This window comes from Parahaliea mediterranea (genome assembly GCF_017255185.1).
Lineage (GTDB): Bacteria > Pseudomonadota > Gammaproteobacteria > Pseudomonadales > Halieaceae > JAFKCZ01.
In genome coordinates, this window is record NZ_JAFKCZ010000003.1 from 16,068 (window position 1) to 30,217 (window position 14,150).

Annotated in this window: 10 protein-coding genes; 5 read left to right on the top strand and 5 right to left on the bottom strand. The window is 59.9% G+C overall.

Features of this window, described 5'->3' with window-relative positions:
- Window positions 1-316 precede the first annotated feature (316 nt).
- The 3 genes from JYP50_RS03685 (at window position 317) to JYP50_RS03695 (ending at window position 4,105) form a co-directional block, all read left to right on the top strand.
- Window positions 317-625, top strand: coding sequence for a hypothetical protein (locus JYP50_RS03685; protein WP_206559131.1), 309 nt, complete (start codon window positions 317-319; stop codon window positions 623-625).
- Between the two features lie 229 nt (window positions 626-854).
- On the top strand, window positions 855-1,325 hold the full coding sequence (locus JYP50_RS03690) for an EVE domain-containing protein (protein ID WP_206559132.1): 471 nt from the start codon (window positions 855-857) through the stop codon (window positions 1,323-1,325).
- Window positions 1,326-1,618: 293 nt separating this feature from the next.
- Window positions 1,619-4,105 carry a TonB-dependent receptor gene (locus JYP50_RS03695; RefSeq protein ID WP_206559133.1) on the top strand — a complete coding sequence of 829 codons (2,487 nt, stop codon included), beginning with the start codon at window positions 1,619-1,621 and terminating at the stop codon, window positions 4,103-4,105.
- A 163-nt stretch (window positions 4,106-4,268) separates the two neighbouring features.
- Here the strand turns inward: JYP50_RS03695 and JYP50_RS03700 are convergent, their stop codons facing one another.
- On the bottom strand, window positions 4,269-6,086 hold the full coding sequence (locus JYP50_RS03700; RefSeq protein ID WP_206559134.1) for a TolC family outer membrane protein: 1,818 nt from the start codon (window positions 6,084-6,086) through the stop codon (window positions 4,269-4,271).
- A 313-nt stretch (window positions 6,087-6,399) separates the two neighbouring features.
- Between JYP50_RS03700 and JYP50_RS03705 the strand changes: the two genes are divergently transcribed.
- Both JYP50_RS03705 and JYP50_RS03710 read left to right on the top strand, forming a co-directional pair.
- The gene (locus tag JYP50_RS03705; RefSeq protein WP_241262810.1) at window positions 6,400-7,047 is read left to right on the top strand and encodes a transglutaminase-like cysteine peptidase; all 648 of its coding nucleotides are present in this window, start codon (window positions 6,400-6,402) and stop codon (window positions 7,045-7,047) included.
- 27 nt (window positions 7,048-7,074) lie between these two features.
- Entirely contained in the window at window positions 7,075-9,003 is a 1,929-nt protein-coding gene (locus JYP50_RS03710) for a bifunctional diguanylate cyclase/phosphodiesterase (RefSeq protein ID WP_206559136.1), read from the top strand.
- 4 nt (window positions 9,004-9,007) lie between these two features.
- Here JYP50_RS03710 and JYP50_RS03715 read toward each other — a convergent pair whose 3' ends face one another.
- The 4 genes from JYP50_RS03715 to JYP50_RS03730 are packed head-to-tail and all read right to left on the bottom strand — an operon-like array spanning window position 9,008 to window position 14,025.
- The gene (locus tag JYP50_RS03715) at window positions 9,008-9,325 is read right to left on the bottom strand and encodes a hypothetical protein (RefSeq protein WP_206559137.1); all 318 of its coding nucleotides are present in this window, start codon (window positions 9,323-9,325) and stop codon (window positions 9,008-9,010) included.
- Between the two features lie 40 nt (window positions 9,326-9,365).
- Complete coding sequence (locus tag JYP50_RS03720; protein WP_206559138.1) at window positions 9,366-9,650, bottom strand: hypothetical protein; 285 nt, start codon at window positions 9,648-9,650, stop codon at window positions 9,366-9,368.
- Between the two features lie 47 nt (window positions 9,651-9,697).
- Complete coding sequence (locus JYP50_RS03725; protein WP_206559139.1) at window positions 9,698-10,153, bottom strand: type IV pilin protein; 456 nt, start codon at window positions 10,151-10,153, stop codon at window positions 9,698-9,700.
- The gene (locus JYP50_RS03730) at window positions 10,153-14,025 is read right to left on the bottom strand and encodes a pilus assembly protein (protein ID WP_206559140.1); all 3,873 of its coding nucleotides are present in this window, start codon (window positions 14,023-14,025) and stop codon (window positions 10,153-10,155) included. Before JYP50_RS03730 ends, JYP50_RS03725 begins: the two co-directional genes overlap by 1 nt.
- Between the last annotated feature and the right edge of the window lie 125 nt (window positions 14,026-14,150).

The window sequence follows — 14,150 nt, forward strand, 5'->3', positions numbered from 1 at the left end:
CCTGTCCCGCGGCGAAACACAAAATCACTGCCCGTGGCGGCCACCACGCGACAATGCACCAAACTGGTGCAACCAGCCCCTCCAGCGAACAAAACCTAGCCAAAACCAGCACCAGGCGAAAGCACACCCTGTTACCCCGTGTAACACCATGGTGCAAGCCGTGCCTTGATGTATATTTTTCTTATAGATCATGTAGATAGATAACAAATATTTCACATTCCCCGACTTGCAATGCGCCCCTTTTTTGTAGATATTTGTAACACATCGCGGTAACGCGATCGCACACGTCATTCACTGTCTACCGAGGTAAAGAACCATGAAGCACCTGCTAGCCGTTCCCGCGCTGGTTTTCGCCGCCAATGCCATGGCGCAATGTCCGGCGTCCATGCCCGAAAGCACCCCCGTCGTCCCCAATGGCCAGGAGGCCTCCCACGAGGAGATGTACCACGCCCAGGTCGCTGTGAAAGACTACGTTGATGCCATTGAAACCTACCTGGACTGCCGCAGCGAGCTGCACCCCCTGCAGCACAGCCGCAGCGTGTACCTGGCCGAGACCATGGCGGATTCCTACAACGCCGAACTGGCCAAGTTTCGCGCACGGGAGAACATGCTCGCCACCAACTGAGCACGACCTGCGTCGCAGGACCGCGATAAGCATAAGCATGCGGTCTGTGGCCCCACCCCCTTCACTCAGCTCGTACACCTTTTCTCCCCCCGCGCGACGACAGCCATCCATTGACCGCACACTGCCCGTTTTTGCGCTGGCGAGCCGGACCGCACCCGCGCGATAATCCCTGACCGCGGCGCCCTGCACCGCGTACGCCCCGCACCAACCGCCAACGGAGAAGAGCGCCATGGCCTACTGGCTGTTGAAAACCGAACCCGACGAATACAGCATCGACGACCTGCGCCGCGAGAATCGTGGCTTCGCGGTGTGGGACGGCATTCGCAACTACCAGGCACGCAACCTGCTCCGGGACCAGGTCGCCATCGACGACGAGGTGCTGATCTACCACAGCCAGTGCAAGATTGTGGGCGTGGTGGGGCGCGCGGTGGTGGTCCGGGCGGGCTACCCGGACCCGGCGCAATTCGATCCCGACAGTAAGTATTACGACCCCAAAGCCAGCGCCGACAATCCGCGCTGGTACTGTATCGACGTGGCTTTCAACGAAACCTTTCCACGACCGCTGTCACTGGCGGCGATCAAGCGCGAACCGGCCCTGGAAGACATGGTGCTCCTGAAACAGGGCCGGCTGTCGGTGCAACCCGTCGACCCCGCCGAGTGGAGGCACATCCTCCAGCTGGCGGACTCGCACGCAGCCTGAGGCCAATACCGGCCGTCCCGCCCGGGAGCCCGCGGTCAACACCGGACTTCCCCGCGCCGGGGTGGAGCGCCCCTGTGCCGGGCGCCCCTGTGCCGGGCGCCCCTGTGCCGGGCGCCCCTGTGCCGGGCGCCCCTATGCCGGGTGCCCCTGAGCCGGGCGCCCCAAAATAGGCAATAGTGCCATTTCGGGGGCGTTGTATACCACTGTCAACATCCACTACTATCGACTCATGCCGTGCGGCGTCCTCAGCCGTGCGATGCGATACCTATAACAACGTCACAAGAGGAACGACCATGTCAGCGACATTCGCACGCGGCCCCCTGGCCGCCGCCATCGCGCTTGCCGGCGCAACCTCCCTGTCCCACGCCCAGCTTCTCGAGGAAGTCATCGTTACCGCGCAAAAGCGCGCGGAGAGCTTGCAGGACGTGCCGATCTCGGTATCCGCGGTACAGGGCAGCAAACTCCAGGAGGCGGGCATTCCCAACATGGCCGCGCTGGCGGACTATGTACCCAACCTGCATATCGCCTCCGCCTCGGTGAATACCAACATCTACATGCGCGGCGTCGGCTCCGGCAACAACCAGGGCTTCGAGCAATCCGTGGGCATGTACGTGGACGGCATCTACATGGGCCGCGGGCGCCAGTACCGGGCGGGCTTCCTTGACGTGGAGCGGGTGGAGGTCCTGCGCGGCCCCCAGGGCACCCTGTTTGGCAAGAACACCGTCGCCGGGGCGGTGAACATCATCAGCCGGTCGCCGGACCCCAGCGACCCCTTCAGCGGCGAGATATCCGCGGCGCTGGAATCCCATGACGGACAAGTTTACGAAGGTGGCGTGGAGGGCTCCCTGAGCGACAGCTTTGCCGCCCGCGTGGCTTTCAAGCACCGCAAAACGGATGGCTATGTCGACAACACCCTGCTCGACAAACCCGAGGGCCAGATCGACGAGACCTCCTACCGCATCACCCTGGTGTGGCAGCCCACCGACAACATTGATATCAACTTCAAATACAGCAACACCGACTTCGAGCGCATTGGCGCGCCCTCCTCCACGGAGCTCTACCTCGACCCCGCCAGCCGCGACACGCTGTTTCCCAACCGCTCGGCCTTCGCCAGTATCGGCTACCTGCTGACCGATACCTTCTATCCCGAGATCGACGACGAGGGGGGCCGGGAATTCACCACCTACAAGGACAACGGCTACGGCCAGAGCCTGGCCGACGGTATTGGCATCGGCATCAACCCCGACTCCAACGACGAGGACTACGACAACTATGTGCTCAACGTCGATTGGGACGTGGGCGGCGGCACGCTGACCTCGGTGACCGGGTGGTCGGAGTACCAGTATATCGACGGCGTGGACGTGGACTGGCTGCCCCTGCAGTTCATCCACCGGGACGACGACCAGCGCTTCGAGCAGTTCAGCCAGGAATTGCGCTTCGCCTCCCCCGGCGGTGAGTTCTTCGACTACGTGGCCGGGGTCTACTACGAGTCCAGCACCCTGGACTTCGACCGGCGCGTGACCGTCGACACCAATGTGGACGGGTTGGTGCCCGCCGCACTGGGCGGACTCAACAGCCTGTTCACACTACTCACCGGCGGCGCCTACACCGCCAACCAGATCGCGCGCAATCACTACTACGAACTGGATTCCGACTCCTTCGCGGTGTTTGGCCAGGGCACCTTCAACCTCAGCGACCGTTTCCGCCTCACCCTGGGGCTGCGCTACACCGAGGAGGACAAGGACGTGATCAGCCGGCAATTCCTCAGCGACGACCTGACCGGCATCGACACCCCTTCGGACAACTACTTCCTCGGTTTTATCGAGGCCACCAGCTTCAACACCTACCGCTATAACTTCGCCGAGGACCGCAGCACCGACAAGTGGATTCCCTCGATGAACCTGCAGTGGGACGTGACCAACGACAGCATGCTCTACGCCACCTTCTCCCAGGGCTTCAAGAGCGGCGGCTTTACCGCCGCGGACGACCAGGAACCGGGACAGCTGGATATCGCCGCCTTCCCCTGCGTACCGGGGCAGCCGATCGAGGCCTGCTACGATCCCACCGTGCCCAACGACGACTTCGAGTTCGAGGACGAGGAAGTGGACGCCTTCGAGGTCGGCGGCAAACACACCTTGCTGGGCGGCAGCATGACCCTGAACTGGGCCGCCTTCTACACCCTGTACGACAACCTGCAGACCTCCATTTTCAAGGGCGTCGGCTTCGGGGTGACCAACGCCGGTAAGTCGGAAGTCCAGGGCGTGGAGGTGGACATGCTGTGGCAGGCCACCAACAACCTGAGGCTGGGCCTCAACGGCGCCTGGCTGGACGCCACCTACGACGAGTTCGAGAACGGCCCCTGCACTGCCATCCAGCTGGACGTCGACCCGCTCTGCGGCACCCCGGAGGGGTTCACCGACAACGACCTGTCCGGCGAGAAAACCCTGTATGCCTCTGACTGGAGCGCGACCGCGTTCTTCGACTACAACCAGCCCGTGGGCGATGGCCTGGAATTCTTCCTGGGCGGCGAGGCCAACTACCGGGACGACTTCAACTCCGCGGGGGACAACGACCCCCTCGACATGATCGACGGCTACACCAAGGTCAACCTGCGCGGCGGCCTGCGCAGCGAGCAGTGGGAGATCATGGCCTATGGCCGCAACATCTTCGACGAGGAGGCCTTCGCCCAGAGCTTCGATACCCCGGTGCTGGCGGGCTCGCACACCAAGTTCATCGAGGAGGGCAGGATCTACGGGGTGCGACTGAAATTCATGTTCTGAGGATTCCCACACCCAACAAGCGGCGCAATGAATTGCGCCCTACAGGGAGGCAACCCAAGCCCGGTGCAGGTGCGGGCGCAGGTGTGGATGTAGGGTCGAATTCATTCGACCAAAAAAGCCCGGCAAATGCCGGGCTTTTGCGTTCTGGCCGGGCGGATTCCGCTCAGCCCGCGGCGCTGCCATCCAGCACCAGATCCACGCGGCGATTGCGGGCGCGCCCCTCTGCCGTGGCGTTATCCGCCACCGGTCTGGCTTCACCGTAGCCCACCGCGCGAACCTGCTGCGCGCTGATGCCGTGCTTGTCGATCAGCAGAGCTCTTACCGCACTCGCCCTGCGCTCCGACAGCCACTGGTTGTAATCGTCGGGGCCGGTGTCATCGGTGTAGCCCTCCACCACGGCGGTGACACCCGGGTTACTCTGCAAAAACGCCGCGGCGTTGGCGATTTCGGTGTCGAAGTCATGGGTGATGAGCGATGAATTGTGGGCAAAGCGCACATCCAGCTCCACCGCCACCCGGTTCTCGCCCGCGTCCCGGTAGCGATTGCTGCCGGACACCAGGCTGGCGAACAGGGCTTCCTTGTCGACAGTGACAGCCGGCGGCGGCTCCGGCGGGCACAGGGCCTTGCCGTTGGGGTCGTCGCCACGGGCCAGGTCGAGGTTCAATTCAGCCAACTTGTCGGCGTTGAGCCCCTCCATGTCCATCGCCGCCAGCAGCAGCCCCATATTGGCCAGGGTGCGGGCCTGTGAGCCCACGAGATCGGCCTGGGCGCTGGTGTAGGCGCGCTGGGTATCGAAGTATTCGTTCTGGGAGTCCAGCAGGTCGAGCAGGGTGCGCTGGCCGAGGTCGAACTGGTCGCGGTAGGCCCTGCGGGTTTTGTCCTGGGCCAGCAGATTGCGCTCCAGGTAGACCACCTGCTGTTGCAGGGCCCGGATATCGTTGAAGGCGATCATGGTTTCCTGACGGACATTGATACAGGCCTGCTTGCGCTCTTCGATGGCGGCATTGTAGCGGTTGTAGAACTCGCGCTTGCGCGCGCTGTCGGCACCGCCGCGGAACAGGTTGTAACTGGCGACCAGCTCCACCGCTTCCAGGTCGTAGCGGCCCTCAGCTCCGTCGGTATCGTGCTCGATCTCGTTGCGGTAACGCAGGTCCAGGCGCGGCATCATCGGGGCATTGGTGGCGTTCAATGCCGCCTGCGCGGCGCGCAGGTTTTCGATCGCCGCGTCGATCTCCGGGCTCTGCTCGTAGGCCAGGCTGAGGGCCGCGTCGCGCATCTCGGGAATCCGGCCGGCCGGCACCTCGGGCATCTCCAGACCGTCCGCCGGCAGGTTCCCCACCACGCGCTGGAAGCGGGTCGTCACGTCGTGCAGATTGCTCATCTCAGTGAGCAAATTGGACTCGGCCAACGCAACCCGGGCCGCGGCCTGCTCCAGGTCCACGCCCTGACTCACCCCGCCGCCGGTGCGCTCGGCGATTTTGTCGTAGACTTCACGGTGGACGATGTAGTTGTTCTCGGCAAATTGCACCAGGTTCTGGTACCGCACAACATCGAGATAGGCCTGGGCGGCTTCCAGCGCGATATCCTGAGACGCACTTTGCAATTCGTAGTACTGGCTGAGCTTGCTAAAGCCCAGGCGGCGCACTTCCTCTCGGGTTTGGAAACCGTCAAACAGCATCTGGGTAATACTGAAGCGCGTGGCGTCTGGGGAATAATCGTCGAAGTCCACCAGGGGGGTTTCTCGTTCCTCCCGGCCAATATCCGCGGTAACATCAACGCTGGGGTAGTAGCCGCCCTGGGCTGCACGCTGGGCTTCACGACTGGCTTCGAAGTTGTACCAGCTCGCCTGCACCCGAGGGTTGGTCATAACGGCCTGGGTCAGCGCCTGTTCAAAGTCGGTAACGGGCTGCGCCTGGGCAAACAAGTGTGTTGTACCGAGCACCGCCAGTAGCGTCCCTGCGATCTGATGCTTCCTTATCATGAACTCATTCCTGTTTTTTCGGCTGCGGCAGCAGGATTGCTGCACCTTGGAAAAACCCCGGCACGAGTATATGGATTACACGGAAAAAGTAACGTAAAACAGCGCATTATATGAACTGCTTCACAAATACCATGCCGGAATCGCGGAGCAATCGGCAATCACTCACGGCGAACGGGAATTGTGCTCTAAACTGACGCCCTGGATTACTCCCCGGCTTGGGGAGCAGCCGGGGCCGCTTCCGGCAGAGGGCCGGATAACATGCCATTGGGAATCTAACATGTCACAGCGTGCCTTGTCAGCTTTGACATTGGGAATGGCGCTGCTCCTAGGCGTCTTGATGGCGGGCACCCTGGCGCTTGCCACGGTGGACCTGGACCGTATGCAACGCCTGGCCGCGGAGCGCTACGGGCAACAAACCGCCGCCACCGTGGCCGAATGGCGCAAGCTGATCGACGACATTACACCGCTGCCCGATGCGGAGAAGCTTTCGCGGGTAAACCGCTTCTTCAATGAGCGTGTTGTCTGGAAACAGGACGCCGAAATCTGGCGACAGAATGATTACTGGGCCACTCCGCTGGAAACGCTGGGCCGGGGACTGGGCGATTGCGAGGATTTCAGCGTCGCCAAGTACATGACCTTGCTATTGGCAGGCGTTGAAATCGAAAAACTGCGCATTACCTATGTCAAGGCGCAGATGGGTGGCGCATACAGCAAGGTCTTCGAGGCGCACATGGTATTGGCTTACTACGCTTCTCCCGCCGCGGACCCGGATGTCCTGGACAATATGATCGACGAGATCCGCCCCGCATCCCGACGCCCCGACCTCAAGCCGGTATTCGGCTTCAATAGCCAGGGCCTGTGGGTGCGCGGAGCGGTGGCCCCAGCCACTCGCAATCCCGGCGCCAAACTGTCGCGCTGGCGCGATCTCCTGCAACGCATGGCCGCGGATGGCCTGGGATAGGGCCCCGAGGATAGGAGCAAAAAATCGATGTCTCTATTTAAACAACTCTGGCTCGCAATCTGCGTACTACTCGTGCTGGTTTTTGGCGGCAGCTTCATTGTGAGCAGCCTGTCCGCCAAGCGCTATCTCGAACAACAGCTGTATATGAAGAACAGCGACAACGCGGCCGCCCTGGCACTGTCCCTCACCCAGCAGGACGCAGACCCGGTGCTACTCGAGTTGACGCTCGCGGCCCAGTTCGACACTGGTCACTATGAAATGATCGAACTGGTGGACCCGGAGGGCCAGGTGGTGGTGCGCCGCACCGACAACCAGCACATGAGCGGGGCACCCGCGTGGTTCACCAGGATGCTGCCCATTGAAGTGGAGCCCGGCTACGCACAGGTGCAAAAAGGCTGGCAGCAGGTGGGCACTCTCAGCCTGCGGAGCCATTCACGATTTGCCTACCAAGAACTCTGGGAGAGCACGCAGCAACTGGCGCTGGTATTCCTCGGAGCGATGCTGCTCGCCGGCCTGGTGGGCAATGTGATGCTGCGCCGTATTCTGCGCCCGCTGGACGACGTGGTCGACCAGGCCGTGGCCATCGGCGACCGTCGCTTCGTGACCACGGACGAACCCTACACACTCGAGTTCAAGCGGCTAGTGAGCGCCATGAACACCCTCTCGGCGCGCATTCGCGACATGCTGCGGCAGGAGGCCAGGCGCCTGGAAAAATGGCAGCGCGACTCGCATATCGACAAGGTTACCGGGCTGCTGAATCGCGAGCCCTTTATGCAGTCACTCGACGCCGCGATGCAGAGCGACGACGTAAACGCCACCGGCACGCTGACCCTCATCCGTCTCGGCGGGCTCGCCCAGCTCAACCAGGTCTACGGCCGCAAGGTCATTGACGGCCTGCTGGAGGATCTCGGCGACGCCCTCAATGCCATTGTCTCCGCCCACAGCCGCTGGGGCGCCTCCCGGCTCAATGGCTCCGACTTTGCGGTATTGTCGCCTAGGGCGGTCGAACCCAAGAAAGTCGCCACCGAGGTGCAGGACGCCATGCGGCACGTACTGGAACGCCGTTCCATGCTGGACGATGTCACCCTGCCGGTGGCGGCCACCGTCTATGTGCACGGCGAAAGCGTTAGCGAGGTACTGACCCGCCTGGACGCCGCCCTGCTGGCCACCGATCGGGAGGGCGAGTCGAGCGTGAACATCGCCTTCAAGGGCGACGTGCAGATGCTGCCGATGCGCGAGCAGATGGATCGTTGGCGCGAGATCTTCGACAAGGCACTGACCGAAAAACTGTTCACCCTGGAGCCCTACCCCGTCGTCGGTCTCGACGGCCGCCCGATTCACTACGAATCCCCCGCGCGCCTGCCGTGGCAAGGCGAGGTGCTGTCCGCCGGCGCTTTTCTGCCCTGGATCAACCGGCTGGAAATGTCCAGCGACCTGGACCGCGCCATCATCGAACTGGCCCTGGAAATGATCGAGCGCCGCCAGGAACCCATCTGCATCAACCTGTCGGTGGCGTCCGTGGTGGAGCTGGACTTCCCGACCTGGCTCGCGCGCCGCCTGGCCAGCCGTCCCGAGGCCGCCGCCAGGCTGTGGCTGGAAGTGCCCGAGGCCATGGCCTTCCGCCACCTGGGCAACTTCAAGAAACTGTGCGAGCGCGCCAAGGCCTACAATTGCAAGCTCGGCATCGAGCACGTGGGACACCAACTCGCCGAACTCGGGCAACTGCACGATGTGGGCCTGGATTACCTCAAGGTGGACGTGGCTTTCGTCCGCGATATCGACAGCAACGGCGGCAACCAGACCCTGCTGCGCACCTTGTGCACCGTGGGCCATTCGATCGGCGTCCAGGTTATCGCCGAGGGCGTGCAAACCGACGCCGAATGGCGGGCCCTGGAGGAGCTGGGCATCGACGGCGCCACGGGCCCCATCGTCACGGCTCGCGGCAACGGTCGATAGAAGGTCAGTCGTCCCCGATCAGGTCCAGCCTGCCGCTTATTTCACTGCGCAGGCGTTGGCGGGCGAGCATTTTCTCGCGGGCGGATTCGGGGAGTTCGGTGAATAGGATGACGCCCTTGCTGACTAACAGCTCGACAAGATCCTCGAGGACGCGGACGAAGTCGAGGTCGGAGGCACTGAGATGCTGACCTACACTGTCACCGAACCCGGAGACATACTCCAACAGCTCAGGATCGTTTGCTGCGATAGTATGATAGCCCTCCAGTGGAGTATGACTCACTGACAGAATATGACCGCTTTCATTGCGTATCACGTAGGGCACAGTTTCACCACTTACTTTATACGATTCGTAGACCCAATCTTCAACGAGCTAGTAGCTCGACATAGGCCTGAAAATTCGTGTCCTTGAACGTCTCTCCAGGAAACTCCACGCATTCTATCACTGAGAGAGTCGGTGAGCGACGGTCCTGCATATCAAATGACATCGTTCCCTGGGCAACAACCATGGCCTCTTCAGCCGTATCCGCCTGCACCATCACCAGAGCATGAATACCGGTTTTCGCCAACACCTGGCAGTCAAAGTTCTTGACTGGCATTCGCGGCACAGCACCTGCGGTGAAACTACCAGCTAATAACACCACTAGCACTGCAAATCGTGTCCATCTAAACATAGCTCTCACCCTAAAATTATCAGTTACCAACACTCATTCTGCGTCGTACCCGTAGCACTTTTTGTTCCGGAGGAATCAAGACTAAAGGAAGTGCAGCGCGCGTCTTTGACCTGAGGCGACGACACCCTCGGGGTCGCCGTGAGCCGATAACAGGTGGCAATACCCGCTCCACAGCCAACCGCTTGTACGGCGTAATGCCCTTCTTCGGTGATATACGGATCGGGCAAGCCGAGATCCGTCAAGTCCTCGGTATATCTATTGCGGTCGAGCATGAATTGCTCCTGACGGTTGGCCACATCCATCAGCGCCGACTTGGCCTCACTACGCCGCCCCTTCTGCAAACTACCCTGGTAGGACGGCAAAGCCACGGCCATCAACAGGCCGACGATAACCACCACAATGATCACCTCAATCAACGTAAAACCCGATTCGCCATACTGTGCAGGATTACCATTGCGGTGAACTTGCCGAATCCTCACTAGAATTGCTCCTGGAACCAGTGAGTGCCATAGGGACGGGGCACGGTTTTTCCTGTGTTATACATTCCGTCTTCACCACTACCAGGCGCCAAAGGGATGTATAGTCCGGGCGGAGGATCAATACAATCCTCTCCCTCCTCGCAAGGAGGACGAGGTGGAACGATAGGGGGCGGGATATCGGGTATAGTCGGTCCCAGAGGGATATAATCCCAATCGCCATTGTACAGATCCACAATGTACATACGGCCACTTCCGGCCTGGGGCTCACAGACATTGATCGCATCTACCAGGTTGGCCGGCGTAAAGGTGGAAACATATACCGTGCCATCAATCGTCAACGTCTTGGAAAGGCTTTTCTCGCCGAGCCCCTGCAGATCGAATCGCCAACCATTAGCAGCACGCAATGCCTCCAGGGCCGCGGCCTGCTCTTCCTCCGTCCCTGTTGTAATCAGATTGTTTGTGACATCGAGCAAGTCATTGTCAACAAGGGGCATTGAACATCGGAAATCCGCTGTCCCCGGGTCGGCACAATCGGCAGCACTCGGGCGCGGTGTGATGTAGGGAGTGACGGCCGGATCGCGAATCATGTAAACACGATTGACAACATCTGTGCCATTGGGATTAGTCCGATCGCCGGACCCAATGATCAACGCGTTCATCGCCTGGCCGTTGAAACGAATTCTAACCATATCCGGGGCGTTGAAGAAACGCCTATCGGTAACCGCAGTACCACGATTGAGACTGGCCAGTCGATTAACTTGCCAAACCTCCTGACTGGCCCCAGGCAAGGTATTGCCAGGCATATCCACCCGCCAGAGGTTACCGCCAGTGTCTGCAAAATAGATGCGATCAGCCAACCGGTCTGCATTACTGTCCACCAGGGTCACCCCTGCCGCCACCGAATGGTGAAGATTGGATGCTGACAGGTTCGTGGCGCTATTCACTGCCGGCGTTACGCTCCACACCAGCGCACCGGTTTGCGCGTCGACAATATAAACACCCCGCCCAACACTGTCCTGTGTAGCGAGACCATAGCCATCCTTATTGGTATCGTAGCCACCGCCGAATACCAGCACCGGCCTGGGTTCCCCCGAGGCGTCTCGATAACCGGGAATGCGAGTGACCACGGGCTCGGACCAGGTCTGCCCCATCAGCTCGAAACCACTAACATCCGGGCCGATTCGCCACATAAAGGCAGGGGTATCCGGGTTCGAAAGATCGAGGGCATAATAGGACTTGCCCCCGCGACGCATACCCAAAAAGACCCAGACCTTGTCCCCACCGCCCACATCTATGGTTCCATCGCCATTGGCATCATAAGTATAGGCCACCGGCGTTAAATCCATGCCGTAAATGTTTGCGTTCGATATCGCATTGCGACGGCGGTCCGGCAAGATCGGCGCCAACTCCTTCGGAAAGAAGGCCCAGTCCTCGACACCATCGTCCGCGCTAAACATATGAACAAAGCCATGATTGGTACCCACCACCAAACGCAAATCGGGGTTCTCTTCGGAATAACCGCCCCTTGCGCCATAGTTGAGTATCAAGGGTTGACTGTGCAGGATATCCCCCAGTACCCACGACCGGGGCTGATCCCTATTGCCGCTATCGGAACTGAAGGCATCAAAGCCTCGTGCCCATGCGATCTGGCGTGAAAACGCCGCGTAAGTCGAGGCGCCGAACAACTCGTACACAGCCTGATCATCTGCAACACCCAGCGCCTCGGCTGTGACATTGGTAGTATTGAAGGGCTGAAGCGCACCACCAGTACCAGTGTTGATATAAATATTGCGGGTTGCTGGATCTCTTGCTGCCAGTAGGGCCCCAACACCACCTTTATCCACCGAACCACCATCCGGAGAGCTGCTACCCCAATAGGTCACAGCACTGTCCTTGATGTATCCGGTTTCCGGATCTATAGCAGTATCCCCGTTGGCATCCACCAATACAGCCTCCCCGCTCTCATCCAACGTGACTCTTAGTTTCTTGATATTACCGATCCAGTCCACGCTCTCGCCAGGTTTGAACATGGCGTAGAACACCTCCTCCCGACTCTGGGTGCGGTTAAAGGTATTCACCGCAACCGCGGGGGCAGTGAACGTGGTCGCCGTCGAAAGGATGCTTGTAATCGCCCCCTGAAAGGCGCTGGCAAGCTCCTGGGCATTACTGGCGGTGTAGTACTCGCCCTTGCCTTTCTCGGCGGTATCCCGCAGCAGCTCCTGGTCCGTCGCAAAGCCGATGGTATAGGTAATACCATACTGGCTGCCATTGCTCGGATCATCATCCAAATCCGTGTTGGCCATGTACTCCGCCAGCTCCGGCATGCAGCTCTTGGTATTGTTACCATTTGCATCCCGGTAACGATTGCAGGTTTTACCCGTTAATGTTTCGATACTAGAGTTGGCGTCCGTATCGTTCTGCGGAAAACCATCAGTCATCACAATGACATAGGTATTGGCGCAGTCTGTGACTGGGGAAATATAGTTGCTTCCGCTCTGGGCCAGCTGATCGCGCGGCAACACATCCCAAACGCCCCTGCTATCGCTACCAGCACGGGCCTGGCTTCCATAGACCACCGAACTGCCCGACATGTAACGATAGGCCTCGTAAAAAGACTCGCATAGCGGCGTACTGCCCCCGTGGTCGATCAAGTTGATCATAGTCACCAGGTTGTCTCGGTCGGCTTCGCTCATATCCTCGACAATACGCTGTACAATTCGCCCCCCCTGGCTGTAATTAAACTCCATCAGGCCAAAGTCGACGCCTTTATTCGTGCTGATCAAAGTACTCACCACCTCTTGGGCGATTGAAAGACGACTGCGCGGCTCCACCAGCGAGTCATCGTGATACCAGTCAAGGTAGTGAGATGTGTAGAATGTATAGGCTTGGTTTCCCCAGTCTACCGACGCATCCGGCGCCGGCCCGTACTCCTGCCCGTTCGCCACGTTGTCCTGAGGGTAGCCACTGGCAAGCCCAAGTCCATTGTCGGGATTACCGGAATCCACATCATCGCGACATTCGGCATGCGTAGGTGTCTGATCCTGCGCGCTAAGCGCTTCCCAGCTGCCGGGCACGACAGTTTCGTTCTCACAAACGCGAACTCGGCTGCTGTAGTACTGCCAGCTCGTTACCTCTTCGTATTCAGGGGCGGTTTGATTCTGATAACAGCCTCGCCCCCCCTCGACCGTCAGCGGGGTTGTCCCGTTAGGGCAGTTGTTGCTGTTACCGGATGGACTTCCCCGACGAACCCAGCCAGCGAGAGGCTGAGTGGTAGTAACACTCTCGTAACAGCCCTGCAGTGACGAGGAATCATCCACCATCAGCCAGCTGTTGGGACAGTAAGGGTTGATATATATTCCCAAGGATGGAATGCTGAACCGGTAGCTGTAGCCCTGACGACGCACAAGCTTGGGTGCGGGCTCTAGAGTCGTCTCTTGCGTGTAACAACCGCGGGGATTAGCTTGGCTACGATAAACCGAATCATCGGGGCACTGCCAGGAACACTGCCCCTGCTGAGTAGTGGAATCCACCCAGCGCCTGGCTCGTGTTACCGTCACTTGGCCATTGACATCTAAATTTTCATAGGACGAAGCACAGCGATTCTGGGAGGCTGAAAACCAGTTATTGCTGTCAGGGCTTGGCACGCTGTTACCGGTCGTCCAGTATAACCTTCCCGGGGGAAAGCTAACCTCGTAGTCCGAATCCGGATCATAAGGAGGGCGCTGCTGATCCACCTCAGTAGACATGCTACCCGAATCGTCGAAAACGATCAGTACCTTCGGACGCCCGCCCACACCTGTGCCGTCATAGCTCGCCTTGTAGATCTCTGTATCATCTGCTTGCGCGCCAGACCCAAGGATACTCACAGCCATTGCAGCTGTCCAACTCAGCGTGATACTACGAAAAACCTGCCTAAACATAAGCCCCCCTCTCCCAGAGAACTTAGTCCTCCGGGCTACGTAAAATATTTTCAGTTCTCTGAATCCGCTAACAGCTA